Source organism: Noviherbaspirillum humi (assembly GCF_900188095.1).
Taxonomy (GTDB): Bacteria; Pseudomonadota; Gammaproteobacteria; order Burkholderiales; family Burkholderiaceae_D; genus Noviherbaspirillum; species Noviherbaspirillum humi.
Genome location: NZ_FZOT01000006.1, coordinates 38,272 through 57,885, shown reverse-complemented (window position 1 = coordinate 57,885; position 19,614 = coordinate 38,272). Strand labels below are relative to the sequence as shown.

20 protein-coding genes and 4 tRNA genes are annotated in these 19,614 nt (G+C 59.8%); all 24 read right to left on the bottom strand.

Features of this window, described 5'->3' with window-relative positions; all coding sequences use genetic code 11:
* Positions 1–601 precede the first annotated feature (601 nt).
* A tRNA-Leu gene (locus tag CHB88_RS11300) sits at positions 602–694 on the bottom strand.
* Between the two features lie 150 nt (positions 695–844).
* Positions 845–918, bottom strand: a tRNA-Cys gene (locus CHB88_RS11295).
* Between the two features lie 115 nt (positions 919–1,033).
* A tRNA-Gly gene (locus CHB88_RS11290) sits at positions 1,034–1,109 on the bottom strand.
* Positions 1,110–1,180: 71 nt separating this feature from the next.
* Positions 1,181–1,256, bottom strand: a tRNA-Gly gene (locus CHB88_RS11285).
* Between the two features lie 87 nt (positions 1,257–1,343).
* A complete protein-coding gene (pgsA, locus tag CHB88_RS11280) occupies positions 1,344–1,931 on the bottom strand; it encodes a CDP-diacylglycerol--glycerol-3-phosphate 3-phosphatidyltransferase (protein WP_089399430.1) in 588 nt (195 codons plus the stop codon).
* An 87-nt stretch (positions 1,932–2,018) separates the two neighbouring features.
* Positions 2,019–3,881, bottom strand: a complete 1,863-nt coding sequence (uvrC, locus tag CHB88_RS11275; protein WP_089399429.1) for an excinuclease ABC subunit UvrC — start codon at positions 3,879–3,881, stop codon at positions 2,019–2,021.
* Between the two features lie 13 nt (positions 3,882–3,894).
* Positions 3,895–4,959 (bottom strand): beta-N-acetylhexosaminidase, encoded by a 1,065-nt coding sequence (gene nagZ, locus CHB88_RS11270; RefSeq protein ID WP_089399428.1) that lies wholly within the window; start codon positions 4,957–4,959, stop codon positions 3,895–3,897.
* Positions 4,959–5,351 carry a holo-ACP synthase gene (gene acpS, locus CHB88_RS11265; RefSeq protein WP_089399427.1) on the bottom strand — a complete coding sequence of 131 codons (393 nt, stop codon included), beginning with the start codon at positions 5,349–5,351 and terminating at the stop codon, positions 4,959–4,961. The genes nagZ and acpS overlap by 1 nt, the downstream gene beginning before the upstream one ends.
* Before the next feature lies 1 nt (position 5,352).
* Positions 5,353–6,120 (bottom strand): pyridoxine 5'-phosphate synthase, encoded by a 768-nt coding sequence (gene pdxJ, locus CHB88_RS11260; protein ID WP_089399426.1) that lies wholly within the window; start codon positions 6,118–6,120, stop codon positions 5,353–5,355.
* A 17-nt stretch (positions 6,121–6,137) separates the two neighbouring features.
* Complete coding sequence (gene recO / locus CHB88_RS11255; RefSeq protein WP_089399588.1) at positions 6,138–6,995, bottom strand: DNA repair protein RecO; 858 nt, start codon at positions 6,993–6,995, stop codon at positions 6,138–6,140.
* 34 nt (positions 6,996–7,029) lie between these two features.
* The gene (gene era, locus CHB88_RS11250; protein WP_089399425.1) at positions 7,030–7,932 is read right to left on the bottom strand and encodes a GTPase Era; all 903 of its coding nucleotides are present in this window, start codon (positions 7,930–7,932) and stop codon (positions 7,030–7,032) included.
* Entirely contained in the window at positions 7,929–8,903 is a 975-nt protein-coding gene (gene rnc, locus CHB88_RS11245; protein ID WP_217900155.1) for a ribonuclease III, read from the bottom strand. Before rnc ends, era begins: the two co-directional genes overlap by 4 nt.
* Before the next feature lie 11 nt (positions 8,904–8,914).
* The gene (locus tag CHB88_RS11240; protein WP_245844922.1) at positions 8,915–9,304 is read right to left on the bottom strand and encodes a DUF4845 domain-containing protein; all 390 of its coding nucleotides are present in this window, start codon (positions 9,302–9,304) and stop codon (positions 8,915–8,917) included.
* Positions 9,305–9,337: 33 nt separating this feature from the next.
* Positions 9,338–10,255 carry a signal peptidase I gene (lepB, locus tag CHB88_RS11235; RefSeq protein ID WP_089399423.1) on the bottom strand — a complete coding sequence of 306 codons (918 nt, stop codon included), beginning with the start codon at positions 10,253–10,255 and terminating at the stop codon, positions 9,338–9,340.
* Complete coding sequence (lepA, locus tag CHB88_RS11230) at positions 10,252–12,045, bottom strand: translation elongation factor 4 (protein ID WP_089399422.1); 1,794 nt, start codon at positions 12,043–12,045, stop codon at positions 10,252–10,254. The genes lepB and lepA overlap by 4 nt, the downstream gene beginning before the upstream one ends.
* A gap of 199 nt (positions 12,046–12,244) precedes the next feature.
* A complete protein-coding gene (locus tag CHB88_RS11225; RefSeq protein WP_089399421.1) occupies positions 12,245–12,502 on the bottom strand; it encodes a glutaredoxin family protein in 258 nt (85 codons plus the stop codon).
* Between the two features lie 80 nt (positions 12,503–12,582).
* On the bottom strand, positions 12,583–14,052 hold the full coding sequence (locus CHB88_RS11220) for a DegQ family serine endoprotease (RefSeq protein WP_089399420.1): 1,470 nt from the start codon (positions 14,050–14,052) through the stop codon (positions 12,583–12,585).
* A gap of 358 nt (positions 14,053–14,410) precedes the next feature.
* Positions 14,411–15,001, bottom strand: coding sequence for a sigma-E factor negative regulatory protein (locus tag CHB88_RS11215; protein ID WP_089399419.1), 591 nt, complete (start codon positions 14,999–15,001; stop codon positions 14,411–14,413).
* A 69-nt stretch (positions 15,002–15,070) separates the two neighbouring features.
* On the bottom strand, positions 15,071–15,673 hold the full coding sequence (gene rpoE / locus CHB88_RS11210; protein WP_019140877.1) for an RNA polymerase sigma factor RpoE: 603 nt from the start codon (positions 15,671–15,673) through the stop codon (positions 15,071–15,073).
* Positions 15,674–15,733: 60 nt separating this feature from the next.
* Positions 15,734–16,255 (bottom strand): protein YgfX, encoded by a 522-nt coding sequence (locus CHB88_RS11205; RefSeq protein ID WP_089399418.1) that lies wholly within the window; start codon positions 16,253–16,255, stop codon positions 15,734–15,736.
* Between the two features lie 51 nt (positions 16,256–16,306).
* Positions 16,307–17,554 carry a beta-ketoacyl-ACP synthase II gene (gene fabF / locus CHB88_RS11200; RefSeq protein WP_217900158.1) on the bottom strand — a complete coding sequence of 416 codons (1,248 nt, stop codon included), beginning with the start codon at positions 17,552–17,554 and terminating at the stop codon, positions 16,307–16,309.
* 26 nt (positions 17,555–17,580) lie between these two features.
* Positions 17,581–17,820 (bottom strand): acyl carrier protein, encoded by a 240-nt coding sequence (gene acpP, locus CHB88_RS11195; protein WP_040041346.1) that lies wholly within the window; start codon positions 17,818–17,820, stop codon positions 17,581–17,583.
* Between the two features lie 115 nt (positions 17,821–17,935).
* Positions 17,936–18,682 (bottom strand): 3-oxoacyl-ACP reductase FabG, encoded by a 747-nt coding sequence (gene fabG / locus CHB88_RS11190; RefSeq protein ID WP_176442420.1) that lies wholly within the window; start codon positions 18,680–18,682, stop codon positions 17,936–17,938.
* On the bottom strand, positions 18,679–19,611 hold the full coding sequence (gene fabD, locus CHB88_RS11185; RefSeq protein ID WP_089399416.1) for an ACP S-malonyltransferase: 933 nt from the start codon (positions 19,609–19,611) through the stop codon (positions 18,679–18,681). Before fabD ends, fabG begins: the two co-directional genes overlap by 4 nt.
* Positions 19,612–19,614 lie beyond the last annotated feature (3 nt).

Genomic DNA, 19,614 nt, shown 5'->3' with positions numbered 1-19,614 from the left:
CGTTGTTTTAGCCCGCCGCGCGCGGGCTTTTTTACGTCTGTACCGGTCTGTGAATCGTCGCACCGGAGGAACTGCAATCAATCTTTGTGTGTCGCCGCGCTAAGCGCGTTTTGCCGGCATTGCGTCCGTCAGCATGCAGTACACTGCTCACGCCCCTAAGTTATATAGTTGGATAAAGTTCGCCGTATTCAAAGAACCTCTCTCGAGAATTCTGCAAGCAAACAAGAATACAACCGGAATAACGCGGACCTCAGGAAGTCGCTTTGAAAAATCAAGCGATACCAAGCGGCCTGCATCAAGGCGGATCAATACGGTATAGCGGGAATGCTGAGGGAGGCTTTGCGCCTCGAACTGGCGGGTCAGCCGGTTGAGCTAGGCCACAATAAGTCGTACGAGGCCAAGCATGAAATCTGCAGTATGCACCGCTGTCACCGGCTTGTTACGGCCAATATTGCCGGATCTAGAATCGGTTCTCCCCAAGTCACTGGAATTCGAGTCGCTCCGGCAAAATCAAGAGCTTCATCATGTTCAGTACAGACCATAGCAAATGGCCCGACATACACGCGGGCCATTTTCAATGTAGCTATTCGATCAAGATACTTGGTGCCCGAGACCGGAATCGAACCGGTACGCCCCCTCTCGGGTAAGCGGCGGATTTTAAGTCCGCTGTGTCTACCAATTTCACCACTCGGGCAGCGGGTGCATTCTACATCCAAACCCCATGCATCGTTCCCAAAATGGCAATCTTGACGTGTGCTGTTCGGAGCATGTCCAGAAACGCCATGAACGACGCCAAACATCGGCAAAAAAAAGACCTGCTTCACCGAAGCAGGTCTTTCATGTTTGGAGGCGGGGGTCGGAATTGAACCGGCGTAGACGGCTTTGCAGGCCGCTGCATAACCACTTTGCTACCCCGCCGAGGGAGCCGTATTTTACCGCATTCCGGAGAACCGCTCAGTGCTTCGACTGGCAGCCGTTCCTTGCGGTGTCATCTGCGAATCCAACCCGCCGAGCGAATCCGCAGATGCAAAACTGGAGCGGGAAAAGGGGCTCGAACCCTCGACCTCAACCTTGGCAAGGTTGCGCTCTACCAACTGAGCTATTCCCGCGTTTTTGAGCGCCTGCCATGACGCTGACACTCAATAAAAAAGGAAGCCGTTTAAGCTTCCTTTCGAATGCTTGGAGCGGGAAAAGGGGCTCGAACCCTCGACCTCAACCTTGGCAAGGTTGCGCTCTACCAACTGAGCTATTCCCGCGTCGACGACAGGCATGGATTATAGAGGAACAGCACATTTTGTCAATCGCCCCTTGTGTGGATGACATCTGCGTAAGACCAAATTCCCCTATACCCTAGCGGCGTCGGAACGCTCCTTGATCATCGGCCAAGCCTTGCGCAGGTAATAGAACATCGACCAGATGGTCAGGATGGCGGCAACGCCTAGCAGCCATCCGCCCCAGTAGCGGGTATCAATCACATTTAGTATCTGGCCGTTGAAGAGCAACATGGGGATGGCCACCATCTGCGCGGTGGTCTTGATCTTGCCTAGCGAACTGACGGCCACCGACTTGGAAGCTCCGATTTGCGCCATCCATTCGCGCAATGCGGAGATTGCGATTTCACGGCCGATGATGATGAAGGCGATGACGGCGTTCACCCGTTCGAACTCGACCAGCACCAGCAAGGCCCCGGCCACCATCAGCTTGTCGGCCACCGGATCGAGGAAAGCGCCGAAGGAGGACGTCTCGTTCCAGCGCCTCGCAAGGTAGCCGTCGAACCAGTCCGTCACCGCAGCGATGATGAAGATGGCGGTCGAGGCGGCGCCTTTAGCGAATGGACTCAGCCAGGCGTCGGGCAGGTAGAACACGCCGACCACCAGCGGAATCAAGGCGACTCGCATCCAGGTCAGCAGAATGGGGATATTGAAAGGCATGGCTTGAGTCGTTGACGGATTGCTGCGAATTATCTCGCGCATCTTGCATCAAGCGCAATCTAAAACGGGCCGCCTGTCCGCCCGCGGTCAATGCAGTTGCCGGTAGATTTCTTCCGCTAGCTGGCGCGAGATGCCTTCCACCGAAGCAAGTTCATCAACACTCGCTGACGCCACGCCACGCAGGCCGCCGAAGCGGGCCAGCAGCCGCTGGCGACGCTTGGCGCCGACTCCTTCGATTTCCTCCAGCTGCGAGGTCTGGCGAGCCTTGGCTCGCTTGGCGCGCATGCCGGTGATGGCGAAACGGTGGGCTTCGTCGCGGATCTGGGCGATCAGCATCAGGGCTGCCGATTCCTTGCCCAGCTCGCGCGGTTCGCGGCCGTCGGCAAACACCAGCGTCTCCAGGCCGACCTTCCTGCCCTCGCCCTTGGCGACGCCGACGATCTGGCTGATGTCCAGCCCGAGTTCGCTCAGCACTTGGCGCGCGACCTCCACCTGCCCCTTGCCGCCGTCGATGAGCACGATGTCCGGCATCACGCCTTCGCCGTTCACCACCTTTTCGTAGCGGCGGGTGAGCACCTGGCGCATGGCGGCGTAGTCGTCGCCGGGCGTAATGTCGTTGATGTTGTAGCGCCGGTATTCGCTGTTCTGCATCGCATGATGGTGGTAGACCACGCACGACGCCTGGGTCGCTTCCCCTTGCGTATGGCTGATGTCGAAGCATTCGACGCGGAAGGCTTCCATGTCCTCCACATCCAGGCCGAGCACGTCGACCAGGGCGCGGGTGCGCGACTGCTGCGAACCCTGTTCCGACAATAGCCTCGCCAGGGCGATCTCGCCGCCCTTCTGCGCCATTTCCAGCCATTGGCGGCGCTGTCCCTGCGGTTGGAACACCAGGTTGATGCGGTGCCCGCACTGCTCTGACAGCGCCATGATCAGCGCCGGTTCATCAAGCTCGGTGTTCAGGATGATGATGCCCGGGATGAACTTGTCGACATAGTGCTGGGCCAGGAAGGCCTTGAGCACTTCCACTTCGATGCTGGCGCCCTCGTCCGCGCTCGCCAGCGCACTGTCGACGTGGGCCGGGAAATAGGCGCGATCGCCCAGATGGCGGCCGCCGCGCACCATGGCGAGATTCACGCAGGCTCGGCCACCTTGGACCAGCACCGCGATGATATCGATGTCGGCATCGCCGACGACTTCCATGGATTGCTGGTGCAGCACCTTGGAGAGGGCAGATATCTGGTTGCGCACTGCGGCTGCCTGCTCGAATTTCAACTCAGCGGCGAAGGCATGCATCTTCTCCTCGAGGTTCGCCATGACTTCTGTCTGGCGTCCGCGCAGGAATTTGGCGGCGTTGTCGACATCGGTGACGTAGTCTTCCTTGCTGATGGCGTTTACGCATGGACCGCTGCAGCGGTTGATCTGGTACAGCAGGCAAGGCCGGGTGCGATTGGCGAAGACGGTGTCCTCGCAGGTGCGGATGCGGAACACCTTCTGCAGGATCTGCATCGACTCCTTCACCGCCCAGGCACTGGGAAATGGACCGAAGTACTGGTTCTTCTTGTCCACCGCGCCGCGGTAGTAAGCCATGCGCGGCACATCCTGTCCGGTGATTTTCAGGTAGGGATACGACTTGTCGTCGCGAAACAGAATGTTGTAGCGCGGCTGGAGCTTCTTGATCAGGTTGCTTTCCAGCAGAAGCGCTTCGGCCTCGCTGCGCGTGACCGTGGTTTCCAGCCGGACGATGCGCTCCACCATCATGGCGATGCGCGGGCTGGCCAGGTTTTTCTGGAAGTAGCTCGAGACGCGCTTCTTCAGGTCGCGCGCCTTGCCGACGTAAAGCAGGTTGTCCTGGGCGTCGAAATAGCGGTACACGCCCGGCAGGTTCGGCAGCTTGGCCACCGTCGCCAGCAGGGATTCACGCGGATCGATCGCTTCCATTTCAGACATGGGTTACACCTCGTCAGTCGGCGGCAATGCCTTTCGCCGCCTGCTTCGCCGCCTTGTAGCGCGGTTCCTTCTGGAGCGCGTCCCAATCCAGCGCGGGCATGGCGGGCACGAGGCCGGCGATGCGCCGGGAAGACGCGCGGGAAGCCTCGGCATCGGCCTGCCAGTTCAGGCCGGACAGCAGCTGATCGGCCTTGTCCGGCGAATTGCAGATCAGGACCATGTCGCAGCCAGCCTTGAGCGCCGCATGCGCGCCGTCCACTACCGAACCGGCCACGCTTGCGCCTTCCATGCTGAGATCGTCGCTGAAGATCACGCCTTCGAAACCCATGTCCTTGCGCAGCATGGTGAGCCACTTGCGCGAGAAGCCGGCCGGATGCTTGTCCACCTTCGGGTAGATCACATGCGCCGGCATCACCGCCGAGAGGCCGAGTCCGAGCCAGTCGTACGGCGCAGCGTCTTCGCCGAGGATCGCGTCGAGATCGCGTTCATCCACCGGAATGTCCACATGCGAATCCGCCTTGACGAAACCATGCCCAGGGAAATGCTTGCCGCAATTGGCCATACCCGCCAGGGCCAGGCCTTGGTTCAGTGCCCGCGCCAGCATGGCAACGACGCGCGGGTCACGGTGAAAGGCGCGATCGCCAATGACCCCGGATTCGCCGAAATCGAGGTCGAGGACTGGCGTGAAGGACAAATCGACGCCGCAGGCACGCAGTTCCGCTGCCAGCACGAAGCCAACCTCGGTAGCCGCCTTCATCGCGCCCAGCACATCCCTGTCCCACAGCGCGCCGAGGCGGCGCATGGCGGGCAGATGGGTGAAGCCATCGGTCTTGAAGCGCTGCACTCGGCCACCCTCGTGATCCACGGCGATCAGCACGCCGGGCCGGGCGGCGTGAATGGCGGCGGTCAGCGCCGTCAACTGCTGCCGGTTCTGGAAATTGCGCGCGAACAGGATCACGCCGCCCGTGAGCGGATGGCGGATGCGGCGCAGGTCGTCTTCGGTGAGGGCGGTGCCGACCACATCGAGCATCACCGGGCCGAGCGGATCGTTGTTATTGGTTTGGGCTGCTGCGAACATCAATTCTTCTCCACGATGACGAAGGCGACCGCATAGTCGGACTCGTCGGTAATCGAAATCTGCGCGGTCAGGCCGTGCTGATCCATGAAATCTTTCAGCTTGCCGCTCATCACGGCAATCGGCTTCCCGCTCGGCGCGTTCAGCGCCTGCATGCTGCGCCAGGTCATGGGCATCCTCATGCCGAGGCCGATGGCCTTGGAAAAGGCTTCCTTGGCGGCGAAGCGGGTCGCGAGAAAGCGGACGCCGCGCTCTTCGATCTTGGCGCGACGACGATGGTATTTGGCCAGTTCTTCCGGCCCGAGTATCTTTTCGGCGAAGCGGTCGCCGTTACGCGCCAGGACGGCGCGAATGCGATCGATCTGGATGATGTCCGTGCCTATGCCGTAGATCATGTCATTTCTTGTGCAGGCCGAGGCGGGCCGCCACCATGATGGACTTCATTTCCCGCACCGCGTTCTTCCAGCCGATGAAAATCGCCTCTGAAACGATGGCGTGGCCGATGTTGAGTTCCGCGATTTCCGGGATGGCGGCGATGGCTTGCACGTTGGTGTAATGCAGCCCGTGGCCGGCATTCACCTTGAGCCCATGGCGTATGCCCTCCAGCACCGCCGCATGGACCCGCTCCAGTTCCGCCCGCTGTTCCGCCTCCGTTACGGCGTCGGCGTAGCGGCCGGTGTGGATTTCGATCACCGGCGCACCGGCCTCGACCGCAGCCTTGATCTGTTCGGCGTCGGGATCGATGAAGAGGCTGACCCGGATGCCCTGCGCGGCCAGCTGCTTCACCGCGGCCGACACTTCATTGAAATGGCCGATGACGTTCAAGCCGCCCTCGGTGGTGATCTCGTTGCGACGCTCCGGCACCAGGCAGACATCCTGGGGCTTGATGCGGCAGGCGAAATCGATCATCTCGGACGTCACCGCCGATTCCAGGTTCATGCGGGTGCGGATCTGGGCACGGATGACTTCGACATCGGCATCGCGGATGTGGCGGCGGTCTTCGCGCAAATGCAGCGTGATGCCGTCGGCGCCCGCTTCCTCGGCCAGCAGCGCCGCCTGAAGCGGATCAGGATAGACGGTGCCGCGCGCGTTGCGCAGCGTGGCGACATGGTCGATGTTGACGCCGAGATCGATAACGGGACTGTTCGGATGGAGAAGGCTCATGCTGGTGTGGATGAGAGTTACAGTTGCATCAAATCTATCAGAATTTGACGCGTGTTTAGCGTCCCGCCGCCAAGATGATGGGCCAATAGATAGCGCATCAGGAATTTGCTCTGGACTTGAGTCGGCTGATCGGCGTAATCCTCATTGTCCATGTCGATCAGGGTCTTGCCGCTGACCCGCGGCGCATTGTCGGAAGCCATCGCCGGCCGCGGCCCCTGCTCCGGATCGACCACGTAAATTGCGTCCGTATCGACCCTGCGGCCGGTACGGGTGCAGTAAGTGAAATTCACCAGCACCCCGGTTTCCTTCATCAGCGCCATCTCGAACTTGCGCAGCACGATGGGCGCCGGCTCGTCATGTGCCAGTTCGTTGAGCGTGGCGACATAGTGGTCGAACAGTACCGGATGCGGATCGTCGCGCGCCAGCAGCTTGACCAGCAGTTCGTTGAGATAGAAGCCGCTCAGCAGTGCGGCCCGCTCCAGAGGCCGCAAGCCGCCCACCCACTCCGCATTGATCAGATTGCGCACTTCGCCGCGGCCGCTCCAGTCCAGCGCCAGCGGCTGGAAGGTCTGCAGCACGCCGCGCAGCTTGGAATTGGGACGCTTTGCGCCTTTCGCCACCAGCGCCAGCCGTCCGTGATCTCGGGTGAACACATCCACCAGCAGGCTGGTTTCCTTGTAGGGGTAGCTGTGCATGACGAAACCGGGCTGGCCGACGATCCGGGTATCGGCTTCGGTGCTGCGCGCGCGGCGTGCCGGCTTTGCGGCTGCCTGCTGGGCTTCCGGCGGATTGTCGAGCGGCGGCGTCAGGGAAAGCGCATCGAAGGATGCACCCGAAGAAGCGCCGTCCTCGCCATGGGCATCATCGCCAGGCATCCTGTCGTTGGCATTGGCCATAAAATTGCGTGGACTACTCGTAGCCGTACGCCCTCAAGCCGGCTTCGTTGTCAGCCCAGCCGGACTTTACCTTGACCCAGATTTCGAGATAGACCGGACCACCGAACAGCTTCTCCATGTCGAGCCGGGATTGGGTCGAGATGTCCTTCAGCTTGGCGCCCTTCTGCCCGATGATCATCGCCTTGTGGCCATCCCGGTCCACCAGGATGGCGGCGAAGATGCGGCGCAGGTTGCCTTCCTGCTCGAACTTTTCGATGATCACCGTGCTGGTATAAGGCAATTCCTCGCCGACGAAGCGGAACACCTTTTCCCGCACGATTTCTGAAGCGAGGAATTTCTCGCTCCGGTCGGTGATGTCGTCCTCGTCGAACATCGGCCCTTGCCGAGGCAGATGCTTGGCGATTTCCTGCTCCAGCGCTTCGAGCTGGAAGCGCTGCTTGGCTGACACGGGAACAATCGCGGCGAAGTCATGTTCGGCTGCGACCTTCTGGGCGAACGGCAACGCAACCGCTTTGTCCTTGATGCGGTCCGATTTGTTGATGACCAGGATCACCGGCACTTTCGGCGGCAGCAGCGCCACGACCTGCTGGTCGGCTTGGCCGTAGGTACCGGCCTCGACCACGAACAGGATGACATCCGCGGCCGTCAGGGTGTTGGTCACGGTACGGTTCAGCGTGCGGTTGAGCGCGTTCGAATGGCGGGTCTGAAAGCCCGGCGTATCGACATAGACGTATTGCACGTTTTCGCGGGTCTGGATGCCAGTGATGCGATGGCGCGTGGTCTGCGCCTTGCGCGACGTGATGCTGACCTTGGCGCCGATCAGCGCATTCATCAAAGTGGATTTACCGACATTCGGCCTGCCGACGATAGCGATGTAGCCACAGCGGAATTCGGGGTTGTCAATCGCGTCTGTCATGCGGTCTTGGGTTCTTGAGTGGCTGCGGTGGCCGTTGTGGCTGTTTGGCCGGCGGTCGCCTGGGAGGCATTGTCGAGGCCGAGGTCCATGGTGTGCTGAACGCCGTCTGGCTCACCGTCCGGGCCATCCTCGGACCGTTCAGGCTTGGCCGCTTCCTGCCGGCTGTCCGTCTTCGAGGAGGAACGGGGTTTACGCGGTTCATGCTCGGCCGATGCATCCGACTGGATGGTCGCAATGCCGGCCAGCTTCAATTGGGCGGAACGCTGACGCGGCTTGCGGCCGGTCACGCTGTTCTTGGCAAGTGCCTGCTGCACCGCTTCCAGCGCCAGCTTGGCAGCCGCCTGCTCACCGGCGCGGCGGCTGCCACCGGTGCCGAAAACTTGAATGTCGAGCTTGGGCACGAGGCATTCGACTTCAAATTCCTGATTGTGGGCAGCGCCGTGCGTCGCCACCACGTTGTATTGGGGCAGCGCGATCTTCTTGCCTTGCAGATACTCCTGAAGCAATGTCTTTGCATCCTTGCCCAAGGTCTTGGGATCGACATGCTCCAGGATTGGAATATAGAGCGACCGGATGACGTCCCGGGCGGCGTCGAATCCGGCATCAAGGAAGATTGCGCCAAACAGCGCTTCCAGCGTATCGGCCAGAATGGACGGCCTTCTGAATCCCCCGGATTTGAGTTCGCCCTCGCCCAGGCGCAGGAATTGCGAGAGCTCAATCCGCTGGGCGATCTCATACAAGGACTGCTGCTTCACGAGGTTGGCACGCAGGCGTGAAAGATCGCCTTCGTCGATCTTGTTGTAGCGTTCGAACAAGAGCGAGGCGACGACGCAGTTAAGAATCGAATCGCCCAGGAACTCCAGCCTTTCGTTATGCAAGCTGCTATGGCTGCGATGAGTCAAGGCCTGCTGCAACAATGCAGCATCCTTGAAGGTATGCTTGAGCCTGCCTTGCAATAACGTTAAATCCATATTTTTTGAAATTAAGGTCGCTCAGCTTTTGATGCCCTGCCGTCGGTGCTCGCCACATAGTCAAGCACGAGGCTCGCCGGCCCGATCAGGCCAATCTTGCGTTGATAAGCAACGCTGACTTCGAACCCCGACGCCGAGCGCGTGATTTCCAGATCCTTGCCCGACACCGATTCGATATAGCCGGCATCGCGCTGGCGATCGAACGCAGCCTGAATCTCACGGGCACTATTGGCTGACGCTTTGGCGGACGTGATTGCTTTCTTGACCGCCATGTATTCGGTGATTGTGGGAACGATTCTGAGCGCCAATACCGCCAGCGCGCCGACCACCATCGCCGTTAAAAGGAAGCCAACCAGCGACAAGCCCGATTGATGCCCACTTCGCCCTACTGCCTTTGACAAGGAATCCATCCGATTACTCCCCTCAGCATGTTTTTATCTAAAGCTGCCGATACGCTTCAAATCGCCCAAATTCATCCAGATGAAAAATGCCTTTCCGACAATGTTTTCATCCGGCACGAATCCCCAGAAACGGCTATCGAGGCTGTTGTCCCGATTATCGCCCATCATGAAGTAATGGCCCGGCGGGACCGTACAAGTGAACCCCTCAAGGTTGTAGTTGCACGACTCGCGAAACGGAAACGCATCCGGGTTCGGCACATACGCCGGCGCTCTGTCGTCGTTCAAAATCCGGTGCGTCGATCCCGGCAGCTTTTCGACGAACTGCCTCGAATAATTGAGGTGCTCCTCGTTTAGGTAGTCGGGCAGCGCTTCGTAAGAAACCTCTTTACCATTGATCGATAAACGTTTGTTTCTATACGTGATTTTATCACCAGGAACGCCGATGACTCGTTTGATGTAATCAAGCGAGAGATCCTTGGGATACTTGAACACCATGACGTCGCCACGCTGCGGGTTGTTGACATCGACGATCTTCTTGTTGATCACCGGGAGCCGGATACCGTAAGTAAATTTGTTGACAAGGATGAGATCGCCCACGACCAGGGTGGGCACCATGGAACTCGACGGAATCTTGAAGGGTTCGAACAGAAAAGAGCGCAGCACAAATACCAGCGCGATCACGGGAAAGAAGCTGCCGGAATATTCGATCCACGCCGGTTGCTTCAGCAGCGAAGCTTCCAGCGACGCCCTGCCTGCATCGCTGGTGTCGCCGCGGATGCCGTCCTGCCTCAACCGGGCGCTGCGTGCGTCGTATTCGGCCAGCGCCGCATTGGCGCGGGCGCGCCGCTGCTTGGCGAGCACGAACACATCGAGAAACCAGACAACCCCTGTAAGTACCGTGAGAACGAAAAGAATGAGCGCAAAATTGCCGAGAATCGCTTGCAGGGTCATTTATCTTCCACTTGTAGGATTGCCAAGAAAGCTTCTTGCGGCACTTCCACCGAACCAACCTGTTTCATGCGCTTCTTGCCCGCCTTTTGTTTTTCCAGCAGCTTGCGCTTGCGGCTGATGTCGCCGCCATAGCACTTCGCCAGCACGTTCTTCCGCATTGCCTTCACATTCTCTCGGGCGATGATGTTGGAACCGATCGCTGCCTGGATGGCCACGTCGAACATCTGACGCGGAATCAATTCGCGCATCTTTGCCGCCACCGCCCTGCCCCGGTACTGGCTGGAGGATCGGTGGACGATGATGGCCAATGCATCGACTTTTTCGCTATTGATCAGCATGTCGACCTTGACGACATCCGCGGCACGGTACTCCTTGAACTCGTACTCCATCGAGGCGTAGCCGCGCGACGTGGATTTCAGCTTGTCGAAGAAATCGAGCACAATCTCGGCCATCGGCATTTCATAGGTCAGCATGACCTGCTTGCCGTGATAGCTCATGTTGATCTGCACGCCGCGCTTCTGAGTGCAGAGGGTGATCACCGAGCCGACATACTCCTGCGGCATGTAAAGATGCACGGTGACGATAGGCTCGCGGATTTCCTCGATCTTGGACGGATCCGGCATCTTCGACGGATTGTCCACCATGAGGATGGTTCCGTCGCGCTGCACCACCTCGTAAATCACGGTTGGCGCGGTCGTGATGAGGTCCATGTCGAACTCGCGCTCCAGGCGCTCCTGCACGATCTCCATGTGCAGCAAACCCAGGAAGCCGCAGCGAAAACCGAAGCCGAGCGCCTGCGACACCTCCGGCTCGAACTGCAGCGCGGCGTCATTCAGCTTGAGCTTTTCCAGCGAATCGCGCAGCGCGTCGTACTGATTGGCTTCGACCGGGAACAGGCCGGCGAACACCTGCGGCTGTGCTTCCTTGAAGCCGGGCAGCGCTTCCTTCGCCGGCTTGGAAGTCAGGGTCACAGTATCGCCCACCCGGGCCGCTTTCAATTCCTTGATGCCGGCGATGATGAAACCCACCTGGCCGGCGGAGAGCGACTCACGCGGCTGGGCTTTCGGCGAGAACACGCCGACACTTTCGGTCAGATGCTGCGAGCCGGTCGCCATCAGCAAAATCTTGTCCTTGGGGCGCAAGGTTCCATTGATGATACGCACCAGCATGACCACGCCGACGTAGTTATCGAACCAGGAATCGACGATCAGTGCCTGCAGCGGCGCGTCCGGATCGCCCTTGGGCGGCGGCACCTTGGCAATGAGCGCTTCGAGCACGTCTTCCACGCCCATGCCGGTCTTGGCGGAGCAGCGCACCGCGTCGGTAGCATCGATGCCGATCACATCCTCGATCTCGCCGCTGGCGCGATCGGGATCCGCCGCAGGCAGGTCGATCTTGTTCAGCACCGGCACGACTTCCACGTTCAGATCGAGTGCGGTGTAGCAATTGGCTACCGTCTGCGCCTCGACACCCTGCGACGCATCCACCACCAGCAGCGCGCCTTCGCAGGCGGACAGCGATCGGCTCACTTCGTAGCTGAAGTCCACATGGCCCGGCGTATCGATCAAGTTCAGGTTGTACACCTTGCCGTCGCGCGCCTTGTAATTCAGGGCCGCGGTCTGCGCCTTGATGGTGATGCCCCGTTCCCGCTCCAGGTCCATCGAGTCGAGCACCTGCGCTTCCATCTCACGGTCGGACAGCCCGCCGCAGATCTGGATGATGCGATCGGCCAAGGTGGATTTGCCATGGTCGATGTGGGCGATGATCGAGAAATTCCGAATGTTGTCCATTAATAGATTGCAAATACAAAAAGGCGCTCAAGTCACAAGCAAACCAGTGAGCGCCCTCTGCAAGTTGATTGAATAACCCGTCATTTTACTGGATTTCGGGATAGAAAACCCGGGCTGCCAGAGGGAGGGCAGACCCTTTCGGGGAAAGCTGGCCTGGATGGCTGGAAGCGGCGGCTCTTCGCTCGCAGCAAGGTTCCGTTCAAGCCGCCTCGCAGGCAAGAAACGCCCTGACTTTTTCAACGTCGAGGAAATAGTGGCAGAGTTCCTCCGCCGCCCCGCCATGACGGCCGATGAGCACCGGCACCAGTTCATCGTAGCGGGCGACCAGCTCATCATCCGTGTCCACGTCGATAGTTTCGATGATGCAGGCGGTATCGCCGACAAGGGATTGCAGGGCTCGCAGCATGTCTTCGCACAAATGGCAGTAGCTACGGCTGTAGAGGGTGAATTCGATCATGAGTGGTATTGCAGCATGCGCGAGCCGCAAACGAAAAAGGCATCGGCTGTCTGAGCCGATGCCTTCATGTCAAAACAAGCTTATTGGCCGTTCGGTCGGATGGGAACGAACTGCGAGGCGTCGCCCCGGCGGACCAACACGACCGCCACCTTGCGCGGCTCAAGCTTGGCAACCAGCGCATTGAACTGCTTGGCGTCCTTCACATCCGTATTGTTCAACCGGAGGATGACGTCGCCCGGCCGCAAGCCGGCGCGAGCGGCTGCGCCTTCTGCCGCCTCAACCAGCACGCCCTCGGTCTTGAGCTCGCGGCGCTGGGCTTCGCTCAGCTCGCTGACCACGAGTCCAAGTGCATTGGCAGCCTGCTCCGGCTTGGCCTTGCGTTCCTCCTTCTTCGCCACCTTTTCCGGCTCGAGTTCAGCGATAGTGAGGGTCACATCACGCACCGCCCCCTTGCGCCATACGTTGACCGTGGCCTTGGTTCCCGGCTTGGTTGCGCCGACAAGTCGCGGCAGATCGCTCGACTTTTCGATATTGCTGCCATTGAACTTCAAGATGATGTCGCCTGCCTCCAATCCGGCTTTTTCTGCCGGCGCGCCCGGTTCGACGCGCTGCACCAGGGCACCCTGCGCTCGCGGAAGGCCAAGCGAGTCCGCCACGTCCCGCGTCACTTCGCCGATCTGGACGCCAATCCGCCCGCGCGTCACACGTCCGGTGGTGCGAAGCTGGTCAGCCACTCGCACTGCTTCATCAATCGGCACGGCAAACGAAATGCCCATGTAGCCGCCGGAACGGCTGTAGATCTGGGAGTTGATGCCAATGACCTCGCCGCGCATGTTGATCAGGGGGCCGCCCGAATTTCCAGGGTTGACCGCGACGTCGGTCTGAATCAGCGGCAGATAGTCGCCGGTATCCCGTGCCTTGGCGGAGATGATGCCTGCGGTAACCGTGTTCTCAAGGCCGAACGGCGAGCCGATGGCAATCACCCATTCGCCGACGCGCAGCTTGCTGGGGTCGCCGATGGCCAGCCGAGGCAGGTTATTGCTGTCGATCTTGACCACGGCAACGTCGGTACGCTTGTCGACGCCGATGATCTTTGCCTTGAATTCGCGCTTGTCGGTCAGCGTGACATAGACCTCATCCGCGCCCTCGACCACATGGGCGTTGGTCAACACGAAGCCGTCGGCCGAAATGATGAAGCCCGAGCCGACGCCTCGAGGAACTTCTTCCTCCTGCTGCTGGGGTGCCTGGCGACGCCCGCGCGGAGTACGTTCGGGTTGCTGCTGGCGAGGCGGCATTGGCACGCCGAAGAAGCGGCGGAAGAACTCCTGCATTTCCTCGTCATCCGCACCCGGCAAGCCCTGCTGGCCAGGCTTGGCCCTTTCGGTGGTGCGAATATTCACCACGGCGCCGCCAGTCCTTTCGACGAGGTCGGCAAAGTCGGGCAATCCGGCTACATTGGCCGCCGAGGCGGTTGCAACCAGTCCGCCTACCTCAGGCGGCAATACTGCGCCGCCAAACAGTACGAGTAGCGCAGCGAAGGTGTTGCGCATGGAACGAATTGGAATTGCTTTCATAAATCCTGTTTTTCGCTTGATCTGGAATCGGTTGGAAAAGCCTCATGACAAATTACCATCTTTGACATTTCGCTCACGATAGTAAGCCAAAAACTTCAATATCGCTTGCCTCGGTATGGCGCGACAGAGAAATCTCAACGGTGATTGCAAGGAAACAAGGGCAATATGGGGACAGTGCTGCCAGCTTCAATCTTTGGATTGAAAAGAGATGCTACTGTCAGGCTTTGTGTGGCTGCGCCGGGAAATGCTGAGAGATGAGGTCCCGGCGAGTAGCTGCAGATTTGCTAATTTCGAAGCAGGAGCAGGAAGCGGCCGGTGATGCACCGGCCGACAATCACTTGCCTATTTGATGTGTCGATGCAATGACTTGGGCTCCGGGCGACGAGTCGGTCGACGCGGCGACGAGGGTTTGACCGTTGGCTTTGATCGCGCCAAGAGCACCCGTCTGGTTGTCGGTCGCGGGAAGCGTCAGGCTGGCGGAACTTGCCACCTTGGCAGTTCCATCGGCGGCCGGCTGCCCCTTGGTCGCCATGGTCAATTGAGGGCCGGCAAACACGCCGACGGTAGTCGCCGCAATTGCCAAAACCCCGGGGACGACCCAACGGTGGGCGCCGGACTGCTGTTGAAGCTGCTTTTCCGTGCCTGTCGCAGTCGTTAGCTGATTCGCCGTGAGGTCGGAGGTGTTGGTGTCGCCATGAACCGGCTCAAGCTCAAGCCGCGCCTTCAAGCGCGCAGAAAATCCTGCACTGAGCTCACCATTACTGTCGTTTGCACGCAACACATCGCCGATTTGATGATAAATTTTCCATTCTTCCCGGCTTTCCTCCTTGTCAAGTTCAGCGAGGAGAATGTCGAGCTCGGCATCCGCCACTTCCCCATCCATCAAGGCGGAAATCTGTGCACGGCTTTTTTCTTTTGATTCCATTTGTACCCCAAATCTCGCTGGCCAAGCTCGGTAAACGGCCCAAAAATCGCGTTTTCCTGATCGAAACCGCTACCAGCGCTTGTCTATCGCGGTGCCCAGAAGCGGTCTCAATTTCTCTGCAATCGCCTCCCGTGCCCGGAAAATTCGACTGCGCACCGTTCCGATGGGACATCCCATCGCCTCGGCAATTTCATCGTAGCTTAAGCCTTCGATTTCACGCAACGTGATCGCCACGCGCAGTTCATCGGGCAAGGCATCCATCGCCACGTTCACCGTCTCGGCGATCTGCTTGGTTGCCAGCATCGATTCCGGGGTATTGATATCTCGGAGATGGTCGCCGTCGTCGAAGGTTTCCGCCTCCTCTGCGTCAGCTTCGGTTGATGTCGGAGCACGTCTGCCCTGGGTGACCAGATAGTTCTTTGCCGTATTGATGCCAATCCGGTAGAGCCAGGTATAGAAAGCCGAATCCCCCCTGAACTGGGGCAAGGCACGGTACGCCTTGATGAAAGCCTCCTGAACCACGTCTTCAGCCTCAGCCTGATCGCGCACCAGGCGCGAAACCAGACGCATCAGTTTTCGCTGATACTTTGTCACCAGCAGTTCGAACGCTTTCTTGTCACCGCGCTGGACGCGTTCGACTAGCAGTTGGTCAATATCGCGTTCTGTCGTCAATCCACGTTTCCTTGTTCCGTTTCAGATCAAGCGCCATGATTTCCGGCGATCAATCCTCGTTCATTTGGAGCCCTGAACAGGCCGCGTATCGGTATCTCCGCCCCGTGCCGCCATCCAGCGGCAAGCCGCCGCCAGAGAACGAAAGCTGTCGCCTTCAAGACTATCCGGCAAGATCCGAATGGTCCTGGTCTTGCCCTCTGGTTCCTGCAGTCTGAGCAGCAACAGGCAAGGCCACAGCGTCGAGCTCTCCAGCAAACGACATGGGCGGGACATCTTTATCACTTGCGGCCAACTCGCATCCATACAAGAGGCATCTGCAGAAGAGATTTCGGCAATCCGAAATTGTCCGCTTCCAGTGATATCTATATGTAAAGCCTTTTGCTGGCGGGCGGTATGATAAAACCCAAGGAGCGCGGCAAAAACCATCGCAAGGGCAAGGGTTATTCGAAAGACCGGGGAAAGCTCCCCGATGTAGCCGAAAGCTATGGTGCCGGCGGCACTGAGAATGGATAGGCACAGCATGCCAGACAGGATGCGCAGCATCCTGGATGGAACCACGGTGACGGAAACCGCGATCGACATGCGATGAGAGAGGAAAGCGCTTCCGCCATCAGGACGGAAGCGCGTACGACATCAGGCCTTGCCGAACACCAGGGTGCCGTTCGTTCCGCCGAAGCCGAACGAGTTCTTGACCGCGACGTCGATCTTCATTTCGCGCGCCGTGTTGGCGCAGTAATCGAGGTCGCAGGCGGGATCCTGATTGAAGATGTTGATTGTCGGCGGCGAGACCTGATGGTGCACCGCGAGGATGGTGAAGACCGACTCGAGTCCGCCCGCGCCGCCCAGCAGGTGGCCGGTCATGGACTTGGTCGAATTCACCACCGCCTTCTGCGCATGATCACCCAGGGCACGCTTGATGGCCACGGTCTCGGCGATATCGCCAAGCGGGGTCGAAGTGCCGTGAGCATTCACGTAACTCACCTGGTCTGCATTGACGCCGGCGTTTTTCATCGCTGACACCATGCAGCGCCGAGCGCCGTCACCGTCTTCAAGAGGCGCGGTCATATGATGCGCGTCGGCGCTCATGCCGAAGCCGAGAACCTCGGCATAGATCTTGGCGCCTCGCGCCTTGGCATGCTCATACTCTTCGAGCACCACCACACCCGCACCTTCTCCCAGAACGAAACCGTCGCGGTCCTTGTCCCAAGGACGGGAAGCAGTGGCCGGATCGTCGTTGCGGGCCGACAGCGCACGTGCGGCAGCAAAGCCACCGATGCCCAGAGGCGACACGGTGGATTCGGCGCCGCCGGCGATCATCACGTCGGCATCGCCGTATTCGATCATGCGAGCTGCGGCACCGATGCAATGCAGACCGGTCGTGCAGGCGGTGACGATCGCCAGGTTCGGGCCCTTGAGCCCGTACTTGATCGACAGGTGGCCCGAGATCATGTTGATGATCGAGGCCGGCACGAAGAAGGGGCTGATGCGTCGCGGACCGCGATTGGTCAATTCGGCATGCGTTTCTTCGATCATCGGCAGGCCGCCGATGCCGGAGCCGACCATCACGCCGATGCGCTCGGCGTTCTCTTCTGTGACCTGCAAGCCGGCATCCTGGAAGGCTTGCATCCCGGCTGCCATGCCATAGTGGATGAAGGTATCCATATGGCGGGCTTCCTTGCCCGGAATGTAGTCTTCGATGTTGAAGCCTTTGACTTCACCCGCGAACCGCGTTGAGAAAGGCGAGGCATCGAACTTGGTGATGGTGGCGATGCCCGATTTGCCAGCAAGCAGCGCAGCCCAGGAATCGGCTATGTTGTTGCCAACAGGCGAGACGCACCCCAGGCCGGTAACGACGACGCGGCGTTCACGTGAGCGGATCAAACGCTTCTCCTGTTCCAATCTAAAACTTAGGCCTTGACGTGAGCCTTGGCGTAATCGATTGCCTGCTGAACGGTGGTGATCTTTTCAGCCTGCTCATCCGGGATTTCCATCTCAAACTCGTCTTCCAGGGCCATGACGAGCTCAACGGTGTCAAGGGAATCGGCGCCGAGGTCGTCGACAAAGGACGACTCGTTCTTGATATCAGCTTCAGCAACGCCGAGTTGTTCAGCGACGATTTTCTTAACACGTTGTTCGATGTCGGACATATCTTCCCTCCAATGGGTTACATAAAAAGTGCGCGCATTTTAGCAGGTTTGCGCTATGAAAATTGAATTTTCAATCTCGGTGAAACGTAGTTTCCTGGTGGAACGGCAGCCTCGTTCAGCTCATGAACATGCCGCCGTTCACATGGATCGTGGTGCCGGTGACGTAGCTTGCCTGCGGCGAAGCGAGGAAAGCGACGGCTGCTGCAATGTCTTCCGGCAAACCGAAACGGCCGAGCGGAATCTGCTGCAGCATCGCGTTGGTTTGCTGTTCGGTCAACTGCTTGGTCATGTCGGTGTCGATGAAACCCGGAGCGACGCAATTGACGGTGATGTTCCGGCTACCGATTTCCCGCGCCAGCGCACGGCTCATGCCGGCCACGCCCGCCTTTGCAGCCGCATAGTTCATCTGGCCCGGATTGCCGGCGGAACCGACCACCGAGGTGATGTTGATGATACGGCCACTGCGCGCCTTCATCATGCCGCGCAGCACGGCGCGAGACAGGCGCGCTACGGCTGTCAGGTTGGTGCTGATCACGGCATCCCACTCTTCGTCCTTCATCCGCATCGCCAGTTGATCCTGGGTGATGCCTGCGTTGTTCACGAGAATGGAAACCGAGCCGTATTCCTTCTGCACCTCTTCCACCACATCGTTGCAGCGGGCGGCATCATTGACGTCGAGCACGACACCCTTGCCTGCGCCCGGCGCAACGCCGTCGAGATAGGCGGTGATGGCGTCGGCGCCGGCAGCAGTGGTGGCGGTGCCAACGACCTTTGCACCCTGGCGGGCGAGTTCGGTGGCGATGGCACGGCCGATGCCGCGGGATGCGCCGGTGACCAGCGCGACCTGATTCTGCAGATTCACTTCAGGGACTCCAGGACTTTTTCGAGAGATGCCTGGTCAACGATTGCCTCGCCCACCAGATTGCCGTTGATGCGTTTGGTGAGACCGGCGAGCACCTTGCCCGGTCCGCACTCGATGAGGTGAGTGACCTCGAGCGACGCGATCTTCTGCACCGACTCCACCCACCGCACCGGGCTGGCCGCCTGGCGGACCAGCGCGTCCTTGATGCCTTCCAGATCATCGACAATGGCGACATCGACGTTGTTGATCACCGGGATGGAAGGCTTGGAAAAGTTGATGCCGGCCAGATACGCTCGCAGTCTGTCGGACGCCGGCTTCAACAAGGATGAATGAAACGGCGCCGACACCGGCAGCGGCAGCGCGCGCTTGGCGCCCCTGGCCTTGGCCGCTTCGCAGGCACGCTCGACAGCTGCCTTGTGTCCGGCAATGACCACTTGGGCCGGCGCGTTGAAGTTGACCGCTTCCACCACGTCGCCCTGTGCGGCGCTGGCACAGGCTTCGCGCACGTCTTCATCCGACAAGCCGAGGATGGCAGCCATGCCGCCCTGCCCGACCGGAACGGCTTCCTGCATTGCCTGCGCGCGAAAACGCACCAGCGGAACGGCGTCGGCAAACGGGATCACGCCGGCTGCCACGAGCGCAGAGTACTCGCCCAGGCTATGGCCGGCGACCACCGAAGGCTGGGTGCCGCCCGCGTCCAGCCAGGCGCGATAGGCTGCAACGGCGGCGGTCAGCATGACCGGCTGTGTATTGGTGGTGAGGTCGAGGTCTTCCTTCGGCCCTTCGGCGATCAGTTTCGCCATGTTCATGCCGAGCGCATCGGAAGCTTCTTCCAGTGTGCGAGCGACGGCCGGGTTATCGCCGAAGCCGTTGAGCATGCCGACGGCTTGCGATCCCTGTCCGGGGAATACAAAGGCAAATTTTGTCATGCG